Here is a 23063-nt window from a genome sequence, read left to right on the forward strand (position 1 = left end):
TCAGACCCTGCACTGATACCCCGGATCCGACTCAGGAGCGATTTCCATGTTTCAGGTAGCTGGCCTGGTGTTGCCCTTGTTCGGCCTCGTCTTTCTCGGTTACCTCTCCGGACGGCTGAAGAAGATTCCGCTGGAAGGTCTTGCCTGGCTGAATTTCTTCATTCTGTACATTGCCCTGCCGGCCCTGTTCTTCCGACTACTGGCAACCACTCCGGTGTCCGAATTTGCCAACGGTCGCTTTCTGTTCAATACAACCCTGAGCACCTTCCTGATCTTCGCACTGTGTTTTCTGGTGGGCAGAGTGCTGCGCAAGAGCGATACACGCACGGCCACCGTTCAGGGCTTTGCCGGTGCCTATGGCAATATCGGTTACATGGGGCCTCCGCTGGCGATCGCCGCATTCGGCCCGCAGGCCGGTGTCCCGGTGGCTCTGGTGTTCTGTCTGGACAACGCCATGCATTTCACCCTGGCACCCACACTGATGGCGCTGGGAGATTCACGACGACAGGCCTTTGGCAAACTGATCATCGGCATCATCGTGAAGATCATCAGTCACCCCTTCATCCTGGCAACCATCGCAGGCATCGGTGCAGCCTGGTTCGAATTCAGGCCACCGGCAGCCATCGATCAGCTACTGGCAAACGCTGCCAGTGCTGCGGCCCCCTGCGCGCTGTTTGCCATGGGTGTCACGGCGGCCTTGAGGCCATTGAAGCGTATCCCGGTAGAGCTCGGCTATCTCATACCCGTGAAGCTGCTGCTCCACCCGCTGCTGGTCTATCTACTGCTCAGCAGATTGCCAGGTCTGGACCCGGTCTGGCTGCATGCCGCGGTGTTGCTGGCAGCTCTGCCATCGGCCACCAACGTATTCGTCATTGCCCAGCAATACAGTGTCTGGGAGGAGCGCGCCTCGAGTGCAGTCGTGCTCAGCACTCTGTTGTCCGTCGTGACCGTCACCGCCTATCTGTATCTGGTCAAGGCCGGCCTGATCTAGTCGACGGGACCTGCGATGTGCCCGGCCCCTGCGATCATCAGGCTTGCAACGGCAGTTGCCGGCGTTGCAGCGTGCGAGAGACCGGGAACAACATCAGCATCGTGACCACACAATAGGCACTCATGAACAGCAACTGCCGTTCGAAGCCGATTCCCACATCGATCAGCCAGCCTGTCAGCCCCGGCCCCAATGCCGAGGCGAATACCATGGCCGCGGACACGACCGAACGTACTGCCCCCAGATGTCGCGTTCCATAGACCTCCGGCCAGATGGCTCCGAACACCGCATTCGACACGCCATAGGAGCAGCCCAGCAGAAACATGAAGAACGACATGCTGACGGGATGCACTGCCAGTGACAGCACGATACAGCCAACGGACAGGGGCAGCAGGAAGAACGGCAACAACAGGCGTGCACTGAATCGATCGATCAGCTGACCGGTCACCAGCCCCACGATGACCGATGTGATCGACATGACGGCAAAGGACCCGGCAATCACCCCGGGCGCCCAGGCCTTGAGCTCTCCCAGGTGCACCTGGTGAAAGAAGACGGCAGTACCGATGAAGGCCGGCGCCAGCACACCTGTACAGACCACCCAGAACGGCGAGTCTCGCAAGACTTCCGCACGCGTCCACTGACGCCCGCTTTCCTGATTGTCACGATCCTCGATGGACGGGGTCCGCGGCACACGCAGCCACAGGTAGCTCAAGGGCAGAGCCAACAGCAACAGCGTGGCAGCCGCCAGCAACCAGGCATTGCGCCAACTGGTCATGGCCAGCAAGGACACAAGCAGCAAGGGCAGTATCCCCTCACCCAGCTGGTGACCCGTGGTGGTTATCGACACCGCCCGGCCTCGTTCCTTCACGAACCACTTGCCCATGGCCACCATGGCTGTGTGCGACATCATTCCCTGGCCGAACAATCGCAGGAAATAGATGGAAATCAGCAACAGGGCGACGTTTCGGGCCGTTGCCATCACAATGGCCGAAGCGGCCAGCAACAGGATCAGGCCAACAGCAACCTTCACCACGGCCATGTCATCGGCAACCCGGCCGATGAAAACCAGGGTTGCGGCACTGGCCAGCGTCGCCAGCATGTAGATCATGCCGAACCCACCATGGGTCAGATCGAAATCCGCGCGAATGTCTCCGGCGAAGCTGGCAATGAAGAAAGTCTGGCCGACACTCGAGAAGAAAGTCAGCAGCATGCCACCCCCCAACCAGCGGGCGTTCGCACTCAAAAACCGTGAAAATGTCAGGATCGGTTCACGCATTGCCATCGTGGGAGCTCAAAGTGCTGATTGCGGCGTCGAAATTGGGTATACTAGGTAGTTGTGCCGAGTGAGAATCACTTCGCCACAATGAATTCGGGATATTCAGGCCACAGAGGCCGTACAGAGGCTAGCCCAATAGCCACCTCAATCAATTGATGGTAATACGTTTTCAGGCTTTATTTTGCAAAGCGGCCTCAGACAGACGCCCCGTGAAGCCTTAGCGCACATAACACACACATGATTTGCGGGAGCCTGAACGTTCCCGAATTTTACCCTTTTCGTCCAAGAGATTATTACGTGAGTCAAGCCGACAGCGAACAGCAACTGAGAATTTGGAAAGACCTGGCCATCAGCAAGCAAGTGCTGATGAACGAAGCCGCGCAAGCCCTGAAACTGAAAGACGATTTCACGGCTGACGACCTGCGCAACGCACTCGACGTCGCCATCAAGCGCGCCGAGAACGCCGATTCGGACATGGCGGAAACTCGTAACCGCGCCTCGGAAGAGATCGGCAAGATGCAAGCCGAAGTCAAGGCAACCATCAAGTCACGCACCGACGCTGAAAACCAGCGTGATGCCGCTATCGCCGAGAAGGAAGCCGCTGAACAGGCGCTCGCCGTGGGTCGCAAGGACAACGCGGAAGCTTTGCGCAAGGCCAAGCGTGCCGTGGAAGACAAGCAGAAGGAACTCAAGGCGATCAATGTCGCTCTGGCCGATACACCAGAGAACATCGTCAAGAAGCTCAAGGCGCTGAAGAAGCAGAAGCTCGATGAAGCCACGGCTCGCAAGACCGCCGAGGATGCCAATCGCAAGCTGAAGAAGGAAAACAAGCAACAGAAGGATGAGCTTGAAACCCTGTCCGAACTGAAGGAACAGGCTGCCACACTGCTTGCCGCCTATCGCGAACTGCGCACCTGGGCCGACGAAGCCGAAGCTAGGGATGCAGAGGCAGCTCCGGCACCAAAAGCCGAGGCCAAGCTGCTGTCCGACATCGAGACCACAACAGCGGGTGCCGATGAAGCAGAAGAAGTACGGGAAGCCGCGACTGCGTAAGCCCGCTGTTCCGAGGGCTCATTGCGAGCCCTCTACCCCTTCCGGTTGCCACCTACAGGGACACCTGCCTAAATGGCCTCGAGCAGTGAACAACAGGATCGCAATGATCTCGCCTTGGCGTTCAGGCTGGCTGAGCGTTTCGGGTTCCACGAAGGTATCTGCAATCATTTCTCCCTGCGACTGGACGGCGACAGAGAACGCTATCTGATCAACCCTTACGGGGTGCATTGGTCGCGGATTCAGCCCGATTCCCTCCTGCTGATCGATGGAGACGGCCAGGTACTGGCTGGTGAAGGTGCAGTGGAAGACACCGCCCTGTTCATCCATGTGGCCAGTCATCGCGCCAACCCTCGGCACAAGGTGGTATTGCATACGCACATGCCCTATGCGACCACACTGACCATGCTCGATGGTGAGGCCGGTATCCTGCCCATGACACACCAGACGGCGATCCGCTTTCACGGTCGTCTGGCCAGGGAACCGGAATACGGTGGTCTGGCACACGACAATCAGGAAGGCGAGCGCATTGCTCGCAAGGCCGCCCAGGCTCCTGCCATCGACATCATGTTTCTGGCCAACCATGGCGTTGTTGTCAGTGGCCAAAGTGTCTCCATGGCATTCGATGACCTCTATTACCTCGAACGTGCCTGCCGCCAACATGTGCTGGCCCTGCAAACCGGACAAGCGCTCAAACTGATTCCCACCGCAGTGGTAGAACGTACGGCCAGTCAGTTCAATCGTGATCTGGCGGTGTATGCCGAGCAGCATTTCCGTGCTCTGGAACAGGTTCTGACAACCGATCCAGACTTCAATTTCACTTTCTGAGTGTAATCGACAGCGCCATGCATGACACCTGGACTCCCTTGTCGGCCGGAGACCGAACCCTGGTGCTGGAATTCGGCCAATCCATTGATCGCGAGATTGTCGATCAGGTCGTTGCGCTGGATGCTCGCATTCATGCGGCCATGTCTGGCGGCAAGCTGCACGGCATTGTCGAGACCATTCCGACCTTTCGCTCGCTGGCACTGGTCTTCGATCCGCTGCGTGTGCTGCCGGATGAATTGATCGAAGAATTGCGCGCGCTGGACACAGCGGCAGTGGACACCTCAGGCGGCGAACATTCTCACTGGCAGATCCCCGTCCACTATGGTGGTCAGTCCGGCCCCGACCTGGAATCCGTGGCAGAGTTGACGGGCCTGAGCGCCGAACGCGTCATCGAACTGCACCAGAGCACGCGCTTCAAGGTTTACATGCTGGGCTTTCTTCCCGGATTTGCCTTCCTGGGCGACACTCCAGAAGAACTTCACCTGCCGCGTCGCAGTGAACCACGCGTACGTGTGCCGGCCGGCAGCGTGGCCATTGCCAATCAGCTCACCGGAGTCTATCCCTGGGACAGTCCCGGGGGCTGGCATATCCTGGGTCATTGTCCCATCCCCCTGTTTGATGGCAAACAGGACCCACCAGCGCTGTTCAAGACCGGTGATATCGTCAGTTTCCAGGCCATCGATCTCGATGAGATGCAGGCCCTGAAAAACGATATGGACAAGCAGCAATTCCAGCGCTCCAGCCTGCGACAGTCAACATCCTGATGAGTGAAATGTCCGATATCTCAGGGGCAACCATCACGATAGAGTCAGCCGGGCTGCTCAGCACCTTGCAGGATCGTGGCCGCTTCGGTCTGCGACATCTGGGAGTCCCCTGGTCGGGATCTCTGGTACCTGCCTGGCAACAGCTCGCCAATGCACTGGTCGGCAACTCTCCGGATGATTGTATCCTGGAGAGTTTCGAAGGCGGCCTGCGCCTGAGTACCGGCGACTCTGCTGTCCGCATGGCCGTCATGGCGGCCCCGGACATGAAGATGCTGCAACGGCATGGTGACAGCCAATCGACGATCCAGCCCTGTCGCAGCTACACACTGGCACCGGAAACCACCATCATTCTGCACAGCACGGGCAGTTTTCGGCATGTGGTCATGGCCTTCAGCGGCCTGATCACCAGCGAGCAACTGGGAAGCGCCTCGACCTATGTCAAGGCAGGACTCGGAGGCTTGCATGGCAATGCCCTGACCGCCGGAGATCAGCTGACAGTGTCGGTGGCCACTCCACGCCTCGAGTCCGAGTGCCGGGATCCCTTGCTGGAAGACTATCGCAGCTCACGTTTGCGGGTTGTTCCCGGCCCCCAGAACGATCACTTTTCAGCCGACGGCATCAAGACATTCCTGAACAGCGAGTTCCAGCTGAGCAGCGAGGTCGACCGCATGGGGGCAAGGCTTACCGGGCCGGCACTGGAACACGCCAGTACCGCTGCCCGCGATATCGTTTCCGATGCCATCGTTCCCGGGTCGATTCAGGTACCCGGCAACGGCCAACCCATCGTGCTGCTCAATGACGCTCACACCGCTGGAGGCTATCCGAAGATCGCCACCGTGATTTCCATCGATCTGCCACTGCTGGGATTGCAGAGACCTGGCAGTGCTTTGCACTTCGAGGCAGTCACGGTCAGTGCGGCCATCGACGCCGTTCGCAGCCAGGCAGCAACACTGCAGAAAGCCATTGACAGCATTGCCCCCATTCGTGACGTCAGCCTCGACACGGCGACTCTGCTCGCCCACAATCTGATCGATGGGGTGACCGACGGCCTGTCTCTGTGATGGACCCCATGCGTCAGGCCAGCCTCTCGATTCCAGGAGATACCGATCCATGTTGCTCAATCTGAATGCCGATCTGGGTGAATCCTTCGGCCCATGGCCCATGGGTGATGATCAGCGGCTGCTGCAGCTTGTCGATTCAGCCAACGTGGCCTGCGGCTTTCACGCCGGCGACCCTCTGGTCATGAGCCGAACCATCAGGGCCGCTCTCGCAGCAGGTGTCAGCATTGGTGCACATCCCGGTTTTGCTGATCTGCAGGGCTTTGGCCGCCGACCGATGACCTTGCCGGCTGATGAGCTCCGGGCGCTGATTCAATACCAGCTGGCTGCTCTGGATGGTGTCAGCCGAAGCATGGGATTGACGATGAGCCACGTCAAGCCGCACGGTGCGCTGAACAACATGGCCTGTGAAGATCGCGACATGGCAGACATCGTGGTTCAGGCCGTCAGCGATTACGACAATACCTTGATATTGCTCGCACCGGTCATGTCGCAACTGGCTGCAGCTGCCACTGAATCCTCTCTGACGACCGCCCTCGAGATTTTTGCCGACCGCGCCTACACCAGCACTGGCGCTCTCGTATCCAGACGAAAGCCTGGCGCTGTACTGGAGAGTGCCGAAGACTGCATCTCACATGTGAAAGCGATGATAGAAGCTCAGGGTATTGTCACGGAAGACGGCACGGTGCTGTCAACCGAGTTCCACAGCATCTGCGTGCACGGCGACAACGCCCATGCCGTAGACACTGCGCAGCGGATCAGGACCGAGCTGCTGGATCAGGGCCACGAACTGCTCAGCCTGCCCTCACTCATGCAGCGTCATTGAGTCCTGACTGCGATCAGATATCGGCCGTTTCTGCCGAGGAAGTACTGTGCAGCGTGTTCGACGAGTGACGTGAATCGCTCTCATCGGCTCGCCGATTATTGCTCAGGTCGATATTCTCTCGCAGGCCTCCGTGCTGTTTGGCACAGTCCTGCTGGTGGGCGGCGGAAGCAGGCTCGGGACGTTCGTCCTTCTGTACCGGGGACGCCTTTCTGAAACAGGTCTCGGTGACTTCCTCGGACATCAATGCGCCCATCGAAATGCCAATGGCCGAGGTGACCTTGCGCAGCAGGGCAATGGACATATTCCCCTGCCCGGACTCCAACTGGGCCAGGTAGCGCTCGGAAACGGTCGACACTTCCGCCAGTCGTTTCCTGGACATGCTCTTGCGAGCTCTTTGCTGTCGTACTCGTTGCCCGACGACCTGAAGAAAATCCTCGGTAGAAAGCTCATCGAGCATTGGTGTAACGGGCTGTGTGAAGTCCGGTGTAATCATCTGCTTGTTTCCTCCATTTGTGAAAGAAATTCATTCTTCTTTATCACACAGGTACAATATCACGTCAAACCAATGTCGTAAAAGCGATTTGAACAACATTTAACATTTAAGAGCAAACTTTAACGAGATTTCTGGTCTCGTTATCACTGGATTCAATAGCTTGAACTCAATCGTCAAGTAACTGACGAGCACGCGCCAGACGTGCTGCCTGATCACGATCTTCAGCCGCCGACGCCTCGAGCTCGGCAATCTGGCGGGCTCTGCCTGTGGCTCGTCGACGAATCATGACGTAGACAGCGGCCAGGCCGACAAGCAACAGGACAAACGGTCCCAACCACAGAATGGCCGTCTTGCTGCTGAATCTCGGACGGTAGAAAACGAATTCACCGTAGCGCGCAACCAGATACGCATCGATTTCCGCCTTGCCATTGCCTTCAAGGATCTGCCCGCGGATCTCACGACGCAGATCAGATGCCAGGGAGGCGTGAGAATCGGCCAGATTCTGGTTCTGACACTTCAGGCAGCGATATTCGCGCAACAGCGCGTGGTACAGCTCTGACTGCTCCGGGGTGTCGAAGGTAACTGTCTCCTCGGCAGCCTGTACCGACAATGGAGCAGCCAGATACAGCAGCAGGCTCAGCGACAAGGATAGTCGAAACGCTTTCATGAATCGGCCTCAGCCATCAGATCGTCAATCAGTGGCAGCAGCTTGTCCCGCATCGACTGTCCATCCAATGGGCCGACGTGCTTGTAGCGGACCACACCATTGCCATCGATCACGAAGGTTTCCGGAACGCCGTAGACGCCGAAATCGAGGCCGACATCACCACGCTGATCGTCCAGAACCTCGGCGAAGGGATTGCCCAGTCGTGCCAGCCAGGGCAATGCATCCTGCGGCTGATCCTTGTAATTGAGGCCGACCACCGGCACGGGTCGCTCGGCAGCCAGATCGATCAGTACCGGATGTTCCTGCACACAGGGTCCACACCAGCTGGCCCAGACGTTCAGCACCCAGACCTTGCCATCCATGTCAGCGCTGTCGAACTGTCCGTCACTGGCGGGAAGCTTGTCCACCACGAAAGCCGGCGCTGTTTTGTCAATCAACGGCGAAGGCAACTCCGTCGGGTTCAGGGTCAGCCCCTTGGCCAGAAATCCGGCCAGTGCCAGGAACGCTGCCAGAGGCAACAATTTGAGTGCAAGGCTCATCGGGTATCTGCCCCTCCCTGGCCGGTGGAACCGGTTGCCGACGTTGCATGGGATGTACTCGCAAGCCCGGAAGCCAGTCCAGCCCTGACGCTGGCCTTGTCACGAACCTGCGCTCGTTGTCTGGCACCGACACTGCGGTAACGCCGATCAACGGCGGCAAGCAGACCACCAACGGCCATGAATATCGTGCCCAGCCAGATCCAGCGGATGAATGGCTTGGTCTGAATCCGCACGCTCCAGACGGTATTCGTGCCGTCCAGAGGCTCGCCCATGGCGATGAACAGATCGCGCGCCAGATTGCCATCGATACCCGCCTCGGTCATGCTGTCACGCCGCACATCGTAGACCCGCTTCTGCGAACGGATGACGCCAACATCCCGACCATCACGCTCCACCTGAAAGCTGGCCTCGGCAGCACTGTAATTCGGACCGCGGACCTCTTCCATGGAGACGAACGTGAATCGGTAGCCTCCCATCTCATGAGTATCGTTGATCTCCATGCGCACCGTCTGTTCGTCGGTGTAGATGGAAGTCAGCGCCACACCGACCGTAAACACGGCCAGGCCAAGGTGTGCCACGGTCATGCCCCAGAACGCGGCGGGAGTATGCATGACGGCGGACAGGCGTTTACGCTTGTTTCTGACGCGGTAGAACACGCCATACAAAGTGGTCGCAGCCACCCAGATCGCCAGCGCCAGAATGGCCACCGCACTGAGCCGGTAGTCCAGCAGCTGCGTGGTCAGCAGCGCTGCCACAATGACACTGGCCACGGCCAGCACCACCAGCATGGTTGAACGACCGGCCAGCCGATCACGCTTCCAGTTGAGCATGGCGCCGACCCCGACCAATAACAGAATGGGCAGCATCAATGGTACGAAGACGGCGTTGAAGTACTGCTCACCTACCGACATCTTGCCAAGGCCCAATGCATCGATGAACAGGGGATAGAGCGTTCCGAGCAACACCGCGGCGCTGGCCACGACCAGCAGGATGTTGTTGATGAGCAATCCGGTTTCCCGGGACACCAGTTCGTAGCTGGCGGTTGACACCAGTTTGTTGGCACGGATGGCATACAGCAGCAATGAGCCACCCACCACAATGGCGAGAAACAGCAGGATGAACAGTCCGCGCGTCGGATCGGCGGCAAACGAGTGCACGGAGGTCAGTACGCCGGAGCGAACGAGGAAAGTACCCAGCAGGCTCAGGGAAAACGCCAGCACCGCCAACAGGACCGTCCAGGCCTTGAACACGCCGCGCTTCTCCGATGCGGCCAGGGAATGAATCAGCGCAGTACCCACCAGCCATGGCATGAAGGAGGCGTTCTCGACCGGATCCCAGAACCACCAGCCGCCCCAACCGAGTTCGTAATAGGCCCAGTAACTGCCCAGCGAAATACCGATAGTCAGAAACAGCCAGGCCACATTGGTCCAGGGCCGCATCCAGCGTAGCGTTGCGGCGTCCAGCTGCCCGTCGATCAGGGCGGCAACGGCAAAGGCGAAAGCCACCGCAAAGCCCACATATCCCATGTACAGCATCGGCGGATGAATCGCCATGCCCGGATCCTGCAGCAGCGGATTCAGTGAGGCCCCGTCCAGCGGCACGGGAAGGATGCGTTCAAAGGGGTTGGAGGTCAGCAGCACGAACAACAGAAAGCCGATGCTGATCATGCCGAGCACCGACAGAACCCGCGCCAGCAGAACCTGCGGCAGGGAGCGACTGAAGACCGCGACCGCTCCGGTCCAGAGCGCCAGGATGAAACACCAGAACAGAATGGAGCCCTCGTGACCACCCCACACACCGGATATGCGATAGATCAGTGGCAGCGACAGATTGCTGGTATTGGCCACATAGAGCACACTGAAATCGTGCGAGATGAAACTCCAGGTGAGACAGGCATAGGCCAGAAACGCAAAGAACGTCTGTGCGGCGGCAGCCGGTCTGGCCATGTCCATCCAGCCGGCGTGACCGGTAAAACTGCCGACAAGCGGAATCACGGCCAATACCACGGCCGTGCACAGTGCCAGTATCAGGGCAAATTGCCCAAGCTCGGGAATCATGGCTGAACCACCGTCTTGCTGTCATAAACGGCCGCTGAACCGGGCATCTTGCCAGCGCGTTCCAGCGCTTCGGCCACTTCCGGCGGCATGTAGTTTTCATCGTGCTTGGCGAGCACTTCGCTCGCTTCGAAAGTGCCCCTTTCATCAATGGCCCCCATGGCCACAATGCCCTGCCCCTCGCGAAACAGGTCCGGCAGAATGCCCGAGAAGGTCACCGGGATGGTCTTGTCGTAATCGGTCAATTCGAAATGCACCTCGAGGCTGTCCTGGTTGCGCTGCACGCTACCGTCCACCACCATGCCACCGACTCGAAACGGCTTGCCGGGATTGACGGCACCGGCGACGACATCCGATGGTGAATGGAACAGCATGATGTTGTCCCGGAATGCGTTGACACCGAATGCCACTGCCGCGGCCACACCACACAGCATCACGCTTACCAGTATCAGGCGTTGCTTGCGTTTGGGAGTCATGATTTACGTCTTCGTTGTTGAGCCTTGCGAATGGCGTCGAGCCGTACCTTGCGCGATTGTCGGGCTGACCACAGCACCACACCGCCCAGCAGGATCAAGGCAAGAAAGTAGGAAGTCCATACATAGAATGCATAGCCGCCCATGTTCAGGAATTCGGCCATGTCAGTTCCCCGTTTCCGGATTCAGTTGCGCCACCCAGCTGGCACGATTCTCCCGCGACAGTACCAGCGTTCTCAGCCGCACCATCAGATTGTGGAAATACAGCATCTGAAAGGCCAGCACCATCAGCAACAGCGGACGCAACATGCTGATGTGCATGGACGGCTTGCCCAGTTTGGTGATGGTGGCCGGTTGATGCAGTGTGTTCCACCACTCCACACTGAAGTGGATGATGGGGATGTTGACGACCCCGACAACCGCCAGAATGGCTGCAGCCCGCGCAGAACCCTGCGGTGTATCCAGCGCACCACGCAGTGCCATGTAACCCAGATACAGGAACAGCAGCAACAGTTCGCTGGTCAGCCGTGCATCCCAGATCCACCAGGTACCCCACATGGGTTTGCCCCAGAAGGAACCGGTCAACAGGGCCACCGCCGTGAATGCAGCACCTATGGGGGCTGAGGCCTCGGCCACGACATCGGCAATCTTCAGACGCCAGATCAGGAATATGGCACTGGAGGTGGCCATGACCACATACACGAACATCGACATCCAGGCGGCTGGCACATGAATGTAGATGATTCGATAGCTGTCGCCCTGTTCGTAATCAGCCGGTGCAACAACCAGGCCCAGGTACAGACCCAACGCCAGACTCAGCAGGCAGAGGCCTCCGAACCAGGGGCTCAATCGCCCGGCAAGACGATACATGAATGGCGCTGAGCCAAATCGGTGAATCCACTGAAACAATCTGTTCTTTTCCTGTAGTCCGACTGTACTAGTTTAGCGGTAATTACGCTTCGGGGCGGCAATCCGGGCCGTGCAAACGACGCTGTGGCAACGATGGCTTGACCCTTGTCAACGCGATGACAGATCGATCGCTCCAGCCTCGTCGACAGTGCCGAAGCGTCAGATTTTCAACGCCCCGCCGCCACACCCACTCTCAATGCACCGGCGATGGCCAGTGGCGCCAATGACGCCGACAGGCAGACAATGGCCAACAGCAGGGACAGGTGCGCTGATGCTTCAAGACCCATGCCGGCTGCGGACACTGCTCCACTGCCGAATATCAGCACCGGCACTGTCAACGGCAACACCAGAAGAGACAACAGGACGCCGCCCTGGTTCAGACTGACGATGAGCGCGGCGCCGATGGCCCCGATGAAACTCAGACTCAGGGTGCCCAGCAGAAGACTGCCGATCAGCACAAGGTAGGCCCCTTCCGGCAACTGCATCATCAAACCGAGCAAGGGAGACAGTATTACCAGTGGCAAGCCACTGATCACCCAATGTGCCAGCACCTTGCCCATGACCATGATGGTCAGAGGATGACCGCTGAGAACCATCTGTTCCAGCGTACCATCCCGAAAATCATTGGCAAACAGCGCATCCAGCGACAACATCATGGCCAGCAGAGCACTGACCCACAGCACACCGGGGGCAATGGTCGCCAGCATGTTGGGACCCGGTCCGATCCCCAGCGGAAACAGGGTCACCACGATGACGAAGAACAACAGCGGATTGAGCCATTGCCCTGCCGAGCGCACGGCCAGCTTCATGTCGCGTTTGAACACGCGCAGAAACACCGTGGCAATGCCGGCTGTGGTCCGAGGGCTGGGATGTACTGTCACTGGTTTCCGATCGCTTGGCGGTCACCGGTCAGCTGTAGTGTCTGTACCGGAAGGGGCTCAAAGGAGAGAGACTGATGCGTCGTGAACATCACGGCACCCCCCTCACCCACATGTCGCTGGATTTCCGCCTTGACCCATTCATGCCCATTGGCATCCAGAGACGTCAGCGGTTCATCCAGCACCCACAAGTCAGCGCTCTGCAAGCGCAGGCGCGCCAGGGCTACGCGACGTTGCTGACCGGCAGACAAGGCCGCACTGGGCAGGTCGATCCGCTCGCCAATGCCGAGTTCATTAAGGACCTGCCGAATCCGTTGTCTGGCCGCCGGCTCCCCGCCTTCGTCGCCTCCAAGTTCAGGACACAGGGACAGCAGGTTTTCCAGCGGTGTCAGGCCCGCTGTGATGCCGGCCTTGTGGCCCAGATAGATCAGAGCGGCGTGCATCTCGTCGCGCACTCGACGAACCGGTTCACCACGCCAGAAAATCTCACCCTCATCGAACTCGGCCAGGCCTATCAGGGCTCTGAGCAAGGTGGTCTTGCCGCTGCCGTTGCTACCCTGAATCTGCACGATGCTTCCGGCTGTCACGCACACGTCCACCTCATCCACCAGCAGATTCTCGGCACGCCAGATACTCATGCCCTCGGCCTTGAGCAGTATCGACGGCTCGCCCGTCGGCTTACTCATCGGCCGCGGCATCCAGCGGCATGAAACACCCGCAGGACAAGACGCCCAGGCGACCATCGCGCTCCTCTGCCATCGTGGCCAGCTCCAGAAACACGGCACGACTGATCAGTGCCTGCAGCCGATCACGAACCAGCACATAGGGTGCAGGCTCATCGTCGGGCCGCTCGTAACGCACCTGGATCGGGTGCTGCTCATCGGCCACGACCTGCTCACCCAGATTGGTCGTGAACACAAGCTCCGGGCTTGTCGCCTCCCGCCTGCGCTCCACCAGAACGGCGGTGAACGGTGCATCCTCGACCACGATACGAAGGCGTTCCTGGGGCGTGACCAGATAGGTGTCATCACCGTCCATGCGCAAGACGCTGGAAAACAACCTGACCATACGCGAACGATCGATGCGGGACCCTTCGTAGAACCAGTCTCCGTTACGTGCAATGCGCATGTCGATATCACGCGTGATATCAGGCTGCCAGCTGTTCACCGGCGGCAAGGACCGAGTCGACAAGGCGTCGACGATGGCCGTCAGATAGGACATTCCCGATTCACTCATGCCTGCCATCCTGCCTGCGAGCCCCGCTCGAACACGCGGCCGGGTTATCGACAATGCTACTGTTCGGCATCGACATCGGACGCCGGTTCTCTGATGGGCCGTGGCTGCCCGTTGGCATCAATGGCCACGAACGTGAACAGACCTTCCGTCACCTGCTCTTCCACGGCCAGCTGGCGCCGTCGCACCCAGGTTTCGACGTTCACCGTTACCGATGTTCGTCCGATGGCATGGGTGGCACAGTAGCAACTGACCTCATCGCCCACATTGACCGGTTTGTAGAACTTCATGCCGGTCACCGCCACCGTCGCCACACGGCCCTGGGCCACATACAGAGCGTAGGTCCCTCCGGCAAGATCCATCTGCGACAGGATCCAGCCACCGAAGATGTCACCGTTCGGGTTGGTATCTGCCGGCATGGCAATGGTACGTAATGACGCCGGTGTTCTGTCCCGGTCGATATCCAGAACGCCCGCTCGTATTGTGGAATGGCTCATTGTTACTGTTCGTAGTCTCGCTTGTCTTCCACCACCAGGCCATCATCGGGCAAGGATTCCACAATGGTAACGCTTCCACTCAGATTGGTCAGGCGCTTGAGTGTGTCAGCCAGAGACTGCGTGTCCGGTTTATCCCTGTTTTCGGTCTGCGGCAGGGGATCCTTCAGCGTCACGGCCAGAGTCATGACATCACGATCCTGCTCACGGATCACGCTCAGGCGCCAGCGCGCGACTTCCGGGTGCAGCTCGGGCAATGTCTGCAGCTGTTGCGGATCAACAAACATCCCGCGAATCTTGACGCGCTGGTCTGCACGTCCCATCCAGCCTCGCAATCGCATCGCAGTACGACCACAGGGACTGGCCCCGGGCAGGAGAGCTGAGAGGTCACCGGTGGCAAACCTGAGCAAGGGGTAGATCGGAGACAATCGGGTAACGACCACTTCGCCGACTTCACCATCCTCCACCGGGGTGGAGGTACCGGGGACGACGATGTCGACAATCAGGTTTTCGTTGATCACCATGCCCGGGTGCACAACGCCATCATTGCCTGTTTCATAGGCGATGACGCCCAGGTCCGCCGTGGCATAACATTGCTGTACCTGAATACCCTGCTCGGCATAGCGATCTCGCATTGCCGGGAACAATGCACCTCCCGATACCAGGGCGTGCTTGAGTGAAGGCAGCTCCAGCTGCTCGCTGGCGGCATGGTCCAGTAATGTCTGCAGATAATCGGGCGTGCCGATATATGCCTGGGCCGCGAATTGACGCATGGCCTGCACCTGTGAATCGGTGCCACCCACACCGGCGGGGAACACGATGCAACCCAGCGCTCTGGCACCTTCGTCGAGAATGAATCCGCCGGGCGTCAGATGATAGGAGAATGCATTGTGCAAGCGATGGCCTCGCCGGATGCCTGCAGCATGCAATGCACGTGCGGACTGCCAGGGGTCGCCGCCCGGCAGCTGCGGTTCCCAGACCGGACCCGGAGACATGAACACCCGCTGCCCCTCCAGGGCTTTCATGTCGACGAAATCACCGAACGGCGGGCTCTGTTGCTGCGCCTGCATCAGAGCCTGCTTGCGCAGCACCGGCAACTGTTGCAGCGCTGCCCGGTCGTTCACATCCAGCAGTGAATGCCCCTCGAGATGGCGCGCCAGGCCAGGGCATGCGTTTGCGGCGGCCTCGAGCCGTGCACCGAAACCGCTGAACAGCCTTTGCTCGCGCTCATTGGCGGAAAGTGTATCGAGTTCATCAAACATCGCTCATGGTGCCGTCGTTGTATTGTTGAATCAAGCCAGCCATCGCTTGCGCCGTTTGTAGTGTTTGACATCCCGGAAACTGCGCCGTCCTTCACCGCCGGTACCGAGGTAGAACTCCTTGACATCGGCATTCTCGCGCAAGGCCGCGCCGTCACCGTCGAGCACCACTCGCCCGGATTCCAGGATATATCCGTAGGTGGCGTACTTGAGAGCAATATTGGTGTTCTGCTCGGCCAGCAGAAAGGATACGCCGGTATCCTGATTGAGCTGACGCACGATATCGAAGATCTCCTCGACCAGCTGGGGCGCGAGCCCCATCGATGGCTCATCCAGCAGAATCATGGCAGGCCGCGACATCAGGGCGCGACCAATGGCACACATCTGTTGCTCACCACCAGAGGTATAGCCAGCCTGGGATTGCCTGCGCTCGCGCAGCCGGGGGAAATAGTCATACACCATGTCCATATCCCGACGGATCGCCGCCGCGCCATCTCGCCGCGTGAATGCACCGGTCAGCAGATTCTCGTGAATGCTCAGATGACCGAAACAGTGTCGCCCCTCCATGACCTGTATGCAGCCACGTCGCACGAGTTCGTTGGGAGACAGGCTCTGCACCTGCTCCCCGCGAAACTCGATATTGCCCTTGCTCACCAGGCCCCGCTCTGCCTGCAGCAGGTTGGAGATGGCTTTCAGCGTCGTGGTCTTGCCGGCACCATTGGCACCCAGCAAGGCCACGATTCCACCTTTGGGCACATGCAGCGAAACCCCCTTGAGCACGAGTATGACGTGGTCATAGATGACCTCGATATTGTTCACGCTCAGGATGGTTTCGCTGTCTTCCGATACGGAATCCTGCATGTGCCGGGATTCCCCGGAGCCCACTGGCGTCGACCTCAACTGCAAGCCTGTGATTGCCAGTCAGGCTTGTCGGAGACATAGGCCTCGGCCGCCTCTTCCAGCATGGGGCGAACCACATCGCTCATCGGCGGAATCAGGTCCGAGATCTTTTCCCAGTTCGATCCATTCCACTGCTGGATGAAGATGGAGCCACTGCCCTCATGATCGGCGCAGGAGCCCTGGACCGCGCCGGTAAACCCGGGCAGACCCAGTTCGGTCAGTCTCTGCTCGCTCAGGTCGATATTCTCGAGACCATCGCGCATATCGGCCCCCGTGATGATCTTCTTGCCGGTCGTCTCCTGCGCCACGCGGATACCTTCGGCCAGAATGACAGCGTTGAACAGGCCGCGATTGTAGAGCACATTGCCGACATCGTTTTCCGACGCCACCTTGCTCATGCCCTTCTGCACGACATGCGTCAGGACATCCTGCAGAGCCGGAAAGTCCTGCCCGATGCCCGAGAAGTTGGCAGCCAGGTATCCCTTGCCTGCCTCACCGACGGCATTCAGGTCATTGTTCGAACCCGCCCACCAGTTGCCAATGAACCGATCCAGCGGGAAACGGATCTTGGCAGCTTCCTTGATGGCCGTCGGATTCATGGCTCCCCAGCCCCACATGATCATCCAGTCAGGCCGTTCCTTGCGCACGTTCAGCCATTGCGAGGACTGGTTCTGCATTTCCTTCACACCCACGGGAAACTTGGCAACCTCGAAGCCCATCGATTCGGCCAGCTGATCCAGCAGCGGAATGGGCTCCTTGCCATACGCGGCATCCAGGTAGATGAAGCCGATTTTCTGACCCTTGACACCACCGTTGTCATCGATGTACTTGATGATCGAGGACAGTTGACTCCAATACGAAGCCGGATAGACGAATGTCCAGGGAAACTTGTCACCGGCAGCTGCCGCGGACAACCCATACCCCATGGAGAAGATCGGTATCTGATCGATCGGTGCCTTGGGAACCAGCGCCAGCGTGATGCCGGTCGACAGGGGGCTGTAAGCCAGAGCTCCCTTGTCCTTGGTCGCCTCATAGCACTCCACGCCCTTCTGTGCGTTGTAGGCGGTCTCGCACTCCTCGACCTCGATACGCACGCCATTGATGCCCCCATCGCGCTCGTTGAGCATGGTGAAATAATCGGCATAACCGTCGGCAAACGGTGTCCCGCCACCGGCAAACGGTCCGGTACGGTAAGTCATGGATGGCATGTACAGGGAATCCTGCGCCTGTGCAACAGGCACCCAACTGCTGACGGCCAGCATGCCGGCGGCCAGCGTCATGAGAGTTCTTGTAGTCATGTGGTTCTCCTCTGGTGGTGATACTGATACTGCCAATGTGGTGATGCAGTACCTTTGCAACTTGTGGGTAAATGATGAATCAGGATTGTTGGTGTAATCGCTGAGGGTTCATGAACTGCCGCGATGCAGGGTGCAGCGAATTCAGTTGCTGGAATACGGAAACGGCCATGTTCTGAGCTTTTCCTTGCCGATCTGCCACAGCCTTGCCAGCCCATGGGGTTCGACGATCAGAAAGAAGATGATCAGGACACCGATGATGATATTGGCGACATGCTCGGTCGTGGCAGCAATCACATCCAGCCCCAGCATCGGCGGTATGGCTCGAATGACGATGGGCAGAACCCAGATGAAGGCAGCGCCCAGGAAGCAGCCCAGCAGAGAGCCCATGCCGCCGATGATCACCATGAACAACACCAGTAGCGAATGGTTGATATCGAATGCCTCGGCCTCCGCCGAACCGATCCAGAAAAACACCATGAGGGCGCCAGCCACCCCGCAGTAATAGCTGGAAAAGGCAAATGCCGACAGTTTTGCGTACAGCGGCCGTACCCCCATCAGCTCGGCGGCAATGTCCATGTCCCGGATCATCATCCAGCTGCGTCCGATGCGGCCACGCAGGATGTTGGCAGCCGCCAGAGTCATGATCGACACCAGTGTCACGATCACCAGATAACGCACTGTCGGTGAAGCCGATGCGCCGGTGATGGCGATATCGAACAGTTTGCGCTGTGGCACCTCGATGGCTCCGGAGTCGTTGTAGTTGTACAACCAGCCGATCCGGATGAAACACCATTCGAGAAAGAACTGGGCTGCCAGCGTGGTGATGGCCAGATACAGTCCCTTGATTCGCAGACTCGGCAATCCGAAAACGACACCGACCCCGGCCGAGAAAACGCCGGAGAGCAGCACCATGAACAGAATGTTGATGTCCGGGAAATACGTGGTGAGCTTGTAACAGGCATACGCCCCGACCCCCATGAATGCGCCGGTACCCAGCGACAACTGGCCGGCATAGCCGGTCAGGATGTTCAGTCCCACAGCGGCCAGCGCAAACACCAGAAACGGGATCATGATCGAGCCGATGAGGAAATCGCTCGCCAGTACGGGCACGATGACAAAGGCCACGAGCAGAATCAGGCCGAGGCCGATCCGGTCCTGCCGAATCGGCAACAAGGCCTGATCTGCCGCATAGCTGGTCTTGAACTGGCCTGCCTCACGATAGAACATGCCTGCCTCCGATCGATTGCACTTGTCCGCGTTCCGGCGTCATGGCGCCACGATCCTGCAAGAATCTGTCACACACGTTCGATGATCCTCTCGCCAAACAGCCCCTGCGGGCGAAACAGCAGGAAGATCAGCGCCAGCACATAGGCAAACCAGGCCTCGACCCCACTACCGAACAACGCCCCCCAGTAGACCTCGAAGAGCTTCTCGCCGATGCCGATGATCAGACCGCCCACGATGGCACCGGGTATGGACGTGAAACCACCGAGGATCAACACCGCCAGTGCCTTCAGGGCAATGATTTCCAGCGCGAAGGAGACCTCGGAGCGTGCCCCCCACATGATGCCGGTCACCAGTGCCACGATACCGGCAGCGAACCAGACGATTGCCCAGATCTGATGCAGCGAGATGCCGACCGACAGTGCCGCCTGATGATCATCGGCAACAGCGCGCAGGGCTCGGCCGATCCGCGTTTTCGAGAAGAACAGCGCCAGTGCCAGCACCATCAGCAAGGCAACCACGGTGGCCGCGATATCGATATGCTGAAAGATGACAATGCCACCAAACACTTCCAGGTCGGTGGAACCGGTGGGCAGCCCCAACTCCTCGGTAATCATCGGTTTGGGCTCACCACCGAACAGCAGCTGACCGACCCCCTTGAGGACCAGGGTCAGTCCGATGGTCGCCATCAGCAGAATGGCATCGTGCTGATTGACCAGCTTGCGCAACACCAGACGCTCGACACCAACGGCCAGCACCCCCATGATCCCCAGGGCCAGTATTACGGCCAGCCATGCCGGCACCCCCATGCCATGCAGGCTCACCAGGGCCAGAGCTGCAAAAACCACCATGATGCCCTGGGCAAAATTGAAGACCCCTGATGCCTTGTAGATCAGTACGAAACCGAGCGCGATCAGCGAATACAGAACGCCGGCGACGAAGCCTTCCCAGACGACCTGCAGGAAAAAATCGGGATAGGCGCCCATTTCCAGAAACGGTGCCACTACGATGCTGTGCAGGATTTCCATGTCAGTGGGCCACTCCCAGGTAGGCATCGATCACTTCCTGACTGGCCTGCACTTCAGCCGGCGTACCATCCGCGATCTTCTTGCCGTAGTCGAGCACCACCACACGATCGGCCAGATCCATGACCACACCCATATCGTGCTCGATCAAGGCAATGGTGGTACCGAACTCCGAATTCAGATCGATGATGAAGCGGCTCATGTCTTCCTTCTCTTCCAGGTTCATGCCCGCCATGGGTTCATCCAGCAACAGCAGTTCGGGCTCCATGGCCATGGCCCGTCCCAGCTCGACCCGCTTCTGCAGGCCATAGGGCAAGCGTCCGACCGGCTGTTTCCTGATGTGCGCGATTTCCAGAAAGTCGATGATCTCCTCGACACGCCGACGATGCCGGATTTCCTCGTTGCGTGCCGGGCCCAGGTGGACAAGCTGCCACAGGAAACCACGATGCATTTTCAGCGATCGCCCCGACATGATGTTGTCCAGAGTGCTCATGCCCTTGAACAGTGCCACGTTCTGAAACGTTCTGGCAATACCGGAGGCCGCTGCCTGATAGGGCTTCATGCGCCGACGCGGCTTGCCCCGAAAGGTGATGAGCCCTTCCTGCGGGTGATAGAAGCCATTGATGACGTTCAGCAACGAGGTCTTGCCCGCACCATTGGGACCAATGATGGCTCGCACCTCCCCCTGCATGATGTTGAAGGAAATGTCGGTAACCGCCTGTACGCCGCCAAACGACAGTGAAACGTTCTCGACACTCAACAGTTCGTTGGTATACCGGCCGGATGTTTCGTCCACGGGTTCGCTCGCTGTCAAGTCCTGGGTGGGTCGATCATGAGCCTTGCTCTCATCGATCGCTGCTTGCTTGCCGGACGGCATTCAGGACGCCTTGGCCAGTGACGAGGATTCAGCCACGGTATGCAGGCGTACGTCTGCCTCGATAGTCCCCTTGCGCCCGTCCTCGAAGACCACGGTGGTCGATACGAACTGGCTGTCCTTGTCCGAATACAGTGCATCGATCAGCGGCTGGTAGCGCTCGTTGATGAACTTGCGCCGGACTTTCTGGGTGCGCGTCAATTCGCCATCATCAGCGTCCAGCTCCTTGTGCAACACCAGAAAACGGCGGATGCAGGCACCGGCAACCCGTGGCTCGGCCAGCAGATCGCGATTGACCTCCTCGATATGCGATTCGATCATGTCGTAGACAAGCGGATGTCCGGCCAGCTCCTGATAGGAGGCATAGACGATATTGTTTCTTTCCGCCCAGTTGGCTACCGAAGTCAGGTCGATATTGACGAAGGCTGCCACGTAGTCACGTTGATCACCAAAGGCCACGACCTCCTTGACGGCTGGAAAGAACTTGAGCTTGTTTTCGATGTACTTGGGTGGAAACAGACTGCCATCATTGAGCTTGCCGACATCCTTGGCGCGATCGATGATGCGCAGATGCCCATTGTCATCGATGAATCCGGCATCACCGGTCAATACCCAGCCATCGGGTGTCTTGGTCGATGCCGTCGCTTCCTCGTTCTGGTAATAGCCCATGAACACGCCGGGGGAGCGGTACTGCACTTCGCCATTCTCGGCAATGCGTATTTCAACGTCCAGAGACGGTGTGCCGACGGTGTCGGCATCGATCTGACCATCGGGCTGGGCCGTGATGTAGACACTGGCCTCGGTCTGACCGTACAGCTGTTTGAGATTGATACCCAGCGACCGGTAGAAGCGGAATATGTCTGGTCCGATCGCCTCGCCCGCCGTATAGGCCACCCGTACCTTCGACATGCCCAGGCGATTCTTCAAGGGTCCGTAGACCAGGAAGTCTCCCAGGGCATAGTGCAGGCGAGCCACGACGGGCACGGTCTCGCCATTGAGCACCGCTTCCCCGTGGCGACGCGCCACGGCGATGAAATGATCGAACATCCATCGCTTGGGGCGACTGGCATCTTCCATGGCGACGGTGATGGAGGTCAGCAGGGATTCGAACACTCTGGGTGGTGCAAAGAAATAACTGGGTGCTATTTCGCGCCGATCGGCAGCGATGGTGTCAAGGCTTTCCGGACAACACACGCAGTAGCCTGCCGTGAGTGACTGCCCGTAACTGAAAACGTGATCGCCAACCCAGGCCAGGGGCAGATAGGCAATGATTTCCTCGTTGACGTCCAGCTTGTCGAAGGTGTTTGCATTGATGGACGTGACAACCAGATTGCGATGCGAGAGCATCACGCCCTTCGGCCGCCCGGTGGTACCCGAGGTGTAGAGCATCACGCACAGTTGATCCGCCTGCAATTCGTCGATGCCCGTGCGCCATTGCACGGCCTGATGACGGTCACGCTCCAGCCTTTTCAAGCCCAGTTGTTGTACCGCATCGATCGAGTGGATCCTGTCCTGGTCGTAGCCACGCATTCCTCGCGGCTCGTCATACAGAATCTGTGAGAGTTGTGGCAGCTGATCCTGTACAGAGACAACCTTGTCGACCTGCTCCTGATCCTGACAGACGGCAAAACACACACCGGCATGCTCGAGCACATAGACCATTTCCTCGGCTACTGCATCGGCGTACATCGGCACCGGAATTCCGCCAATGGACTGAATGGCAGCAAACGACCAATACAGTTTCGGTCGATTGCTGCCGATTATTGCAACCTTGTCGCCCTTCTGCAATCCCAGCTCTTGCAGGCCAAGCGCATAGGTCTGCACTTGAGTGCAGACATCAGCCCAGCTCCACTCATGCCAGATGCCCAGATCCTTGTGACGCATGGCCACATGATCAGCATATTGCTCAGCGTTGCGAAGCAGATAGTGTGGCAGGCTGGGCAATGATTGCAT

At 58.8% G+C, this 23063-nt stretch carries 25 protein-coding genes; 6 read left to right on the forward strand and 19 right to left on the reverse strand.

Going from position 1 to position 23063, the window contains the following annotated elements:
• Positions 1 to 46: 46 nt before the first annotated feature.
• Positions 47 to 991: an AEC family transporter gene (locus tag ACUNV4_RS10560; protein ID WP_430878506.1), complete on the forward strand. Its 945-nt coding sequence runs from the start codon at positions 47 to 49 to the stop codon at positions 989 to 991.
• 37 nt (positions 992 to 1028) lie between these two features.
• Here ACUNV4_RS10560 and ACUNV4_RS10565 read toward each other — a convergent pair whose 3' ends face one another.
• Positions 1029 to 2270 (reverse strand): MFS transporter, encoded by a 1242-nt coding sequence (locus ACUNV4_RS10565; protein ID WP_430878507.1) that lies wholly within the window; start codon positions 2268 to 2270, stop codon positions 1029 to 1031.
• A 291-nt stretch (positions 2271 to 2561) separates the two neighbouring features.
• Here ACUNV4_RS10565 and ACUNV4_RS10570 point away from each other — a divergent pair, with 291 nt between their 5' ends.
• The 5 genes from ACUNV4_RS10570 (at position 2562) to ACUNV4_RS10590 (ending at position 6790) form a co-directional block, all read left to right on the forward strand.
• On the forward strand, positions 2562 to 3317 hold the full coding sequence (locus ACUNV4_RS10570; RefSeq protein ID WP_430878508.1) for a hypothetical protein: 756 nt from the start codon (positions 2562 to 2564) through the stop codon (positions 3315 to 3317).
• Between the two features lie 72 nt (positions 3318 to 3389).
• Positions 3390 to 4142, forward strand: coding sequence for an aldolase (locus ACUNV4_RS10575; protein WP_430878509.1), 753 nt, complete (start codon positions 3390 to 3392; stop codon positions 4140 to 4142).
• Positions 4143 to 4159: 17 nt separating this feature from the next.
• On the forward strand, positions 4160 to 4906 hold the full coding sequence (pxpB, locus tag ACUNV4_RS10580; RefSeq protein WP_430878510.1) for a 5-oxoprolinase subunit PxpB: 747 nt from the start codon (positions 4160 to 4162) through the stop codon (positions 4904 to 4906).
• Positions 4906 to 5967, forward strand: coding sequence for a 5-oxoprolinase subunit C family protein (locus ACUNV4_RS10585; protein WP_430878511.1), 1062 nt, complete (start codon positions 4906 to 4908; stop codon positions 5965 to 5967). The genes pxpB and ACUNV4_RS10585 overlap by 1 nt, the downstream gene beginning before the upstream one ends.
• A 49-nt stretch (positions 5968 to 6016) precedes the next feature.
• Entirely contained in the window at positions 6017 to 6790 is a 774-nt protein-coding gene (locus ACUNV4_RS10590; RefSeq protein ID WP_430878512.1) for a LamB/YcsF family protein, read from the forward strand.
• 13 nt (positions 6791 to 6803) lie between these two features.
• On the opposite strand, the gene ACUNV4_RS10595 is transcribed toward ACUNV4_RS10590, so the two are convergent.
• The 18 genes from ACUNV4_RS10595 to ACUNV4_RS10680 all read right to left on the reverse strand — a co-directional run bounded on the left by ACUNV4_RS10595 (position 6804) and on the right by ACUNV4_RS10680 (position 23063).
• A complete protein-coding gene (locus ACUNV4_RS10595) occupies positions 6804 to 7283 on the reverse strand; it encodes a helix-turn-helix domain-containing protein (RefSeq protein ID WP_430878513.1) in 480 nt (159 codons plus the stop codon).
• 166 nt (positions 7284 to 7449) lie between these two features.
• On the reverse strand, positions 7450 to 7950 hold the full coding sequence (locus ACUNV4_RS10600) for a cytochrome c-type biogenesis protein (RefSeq protein WP_430878514.1): 501 nt from the start codon (positions 7948 to 7950) through the stop codon (positions 7450 to 7452).
• Entirely contained in the window at positions 7947 to 8489 is a 543-nt protein-coding gene (locus tag ACUNV4_RS10605) for a DsbE family thiol:disulfide interchange protein (RefSeq protein ID WP_430878515.1), read from the reverse strand. Before ACUNV4_RS10605 ends, ACUNV4_RS10600 begins: the two co-directional genes overlap by 4 nt.
• Positions 8486 to 10546, reverse strand: coding sequence for a heme lyase CcmF/NrfE family subunit (locus tag ACUNV4_RS10610; protein WP_430878516.1), 2061 nt, complete (start codon positions 10544 to 10546; stop codon positions 8486 to 8488). Before ACUNV4_RS10610 ends, ACUNV4_RS10605 begins: the two co-directional genes overlap by 4 nt.
• Positions 10543 to 11019, reverse strand: coding sequence for a cytochrome c maturation protein CcmE (gene ccmE, locus ACUNV4_RS10615; protein ID WP_430878517.1), 477 nt, complete (start codon positions 11017 to 11019; stop codon positions 10543 to 10545). Before ccmE ends, ACUNV4_RS10610 begins: the two co-directional genes overlap by 4 nt.
• Positions 11016 to 11180: a heme exporter protein CcmD gene (ccmD, locus tag ACUNV4_RS10620; RefSeq protein ID WP_430878518.1), complete on the reverse strand. Its 165-nt coding sequence runs from the start codon at positions 11178 to 11180 to the stop codon at positions 11016 to 11018. Before ccmD ends, ccmE begins: the two co-directional genes overlap by 4 nt.
• A gap of 1 nt (position 11181) precedes the next feature.
• Positions 11182 to 11886 (reverse strand): heme ABC transporter permease, encoded by a 705-nt coding sequence (locus tag ACUNV4_RS10625; RefSeq protein WP_430878519.1) that lies wholly within the window; start codon positions 11884 to 11886, stop codon positions 11182 to 11184.
• A gap of 206 nt (positions 11887 to 12092) precedes the next feature.
• Entirely contained in the window at positions 12093 to 12806 is a 714-nt protein-coding gene (gene ccmB / locus ACUNV4_RS10630; RefSeq protein ID WP_430878520.1) for a heme exporter protein CcmB, read from the reverse strand.
• A complete protein-coding gene (ccmA, locus tag ACUNV4_RS10635) occupies positions 12803 to 13489 on the reverse strand; it encodes a cytochrome c biogenesis heme-transporting ATPase CcmA (RefSeq protein WP_430878521.1) in 687 nt (228 codons plus the stop codon). Before ccmA ends, ccmB begins: the two co-directional genes overlap by 4 nt.
• Positions 13482 to 14039, reverse strand: a complete 558-nt coding sequence (locus tag ACUNV4_RS10640) for a DUF1285 domain-containing protein (RefSeq protein ID WP_430878522.1) — start codon at positions 14037 to 14039, stop codon at positions 13482 to 13484. The genes ccmA and ACUNV4_RS10640 overlap by 8 nt, the downstream gene beginning before the upstream one ends.
• Before the next feature lie 56 nt (positions 14040 to 14095).
• On the reverse strand, positions 14096 to 14533 hold the full coding sequence (locus ACUNV4_RS10645; protein WP_430878523.1) for an acyl-CoA thioesterase: 438 nt from the start codon (positions 14531 to 14533) through the stop codon (positions 14096 to 14098).
• Between the two features lie 2 nt (positions 14534 to 14535).
• Complete coding sequence (locus ACUNV4_RS10650) at positions 14536 to 15792, reverse strand: phenylacetate--CoA ligase family protein (RefSeq protein WP_430878524.1); 1257 nt, start codon at positions 15790 to 15792, stop codon at positions 14536 to 14538.
• A 30-nt stretch (positions 15793 to 15822) separates the two neighbouring features.
• A complete protein-coding gene (locus ACUNV4_RS10655; protein ID WP_430878525.1) occupies positions 15823 to 16650 on the reverse strand; it encodes an ABC transporter ATP-binding protein in 828 nt (275 codons plus the stop codon).
• A 35-nt stretch (positions 16651 to 16685) separates the two neighbouring features.
• Complete coding sequence (locus tag ACUNV4_RS10660; RefSeq protein ID WP_430878526.1) at positions 16686 to 17987, reverse strand: ABC transporter substrate-binding protein; 1302 nt, start codon at positions 17985 to 17987, stop codon at positions 16686 to 16688.
• A gap of 141 nt (positions 17988 to 18128) precedes the next feature.
• Positions 18129 to 19214, reverse strand: a complete 1086-nt coding sequence (locus ACUNV4_RS10665; RefSeq protein ID WP_430878527.1) for a branched-chain amino acid ABC transporter permease — start codon at positions 19212 to 19214, stop codon at positions 18129 to 18131.
• Between the two features lie 68 nt (positions 19215 to 19282).
• Entirely contained in the window at positions 19283 to 20266 is a 984-nt protein-coding gene (locus ACUNV4_RS10670) for a branched-chain amino acid ABC transporter permease (protein WP_430878528.1), read from the reverse strand.
• Positions 20241 to 21032: an ABC transporter ATP-binding protein gene (locus ACUNV4_RS10675; RefSeq protein WP_430878529.1), complete on the reverse strand. Its 792-nt coding sequence runs from the start codon at positions 21030 to 21032 to the stop codon at positions 20241 to 20243. The genes ACUNV4_RS10670 and ACUNV4_RS10675 overlap by 26 nt, the downstream gene beginning before the upstream one ends.
• A gap of 81 nt (positions 21033 to 21113) precedes the next feature.
• Positions 21114 to 23063 (reverse strand): AMP-dependent synthetase/ligase, encoded by a 1950-nt coding sequence (locus ACUNV4_RS10680; protein WP_430878530.1) that lies wholly within the window; start codon positions 23061 to 23063, stop codon positions 21114 to 21116.

Source organism: Granulosicoccus sp. 3-233 (genome assembly GCF_052681095.1).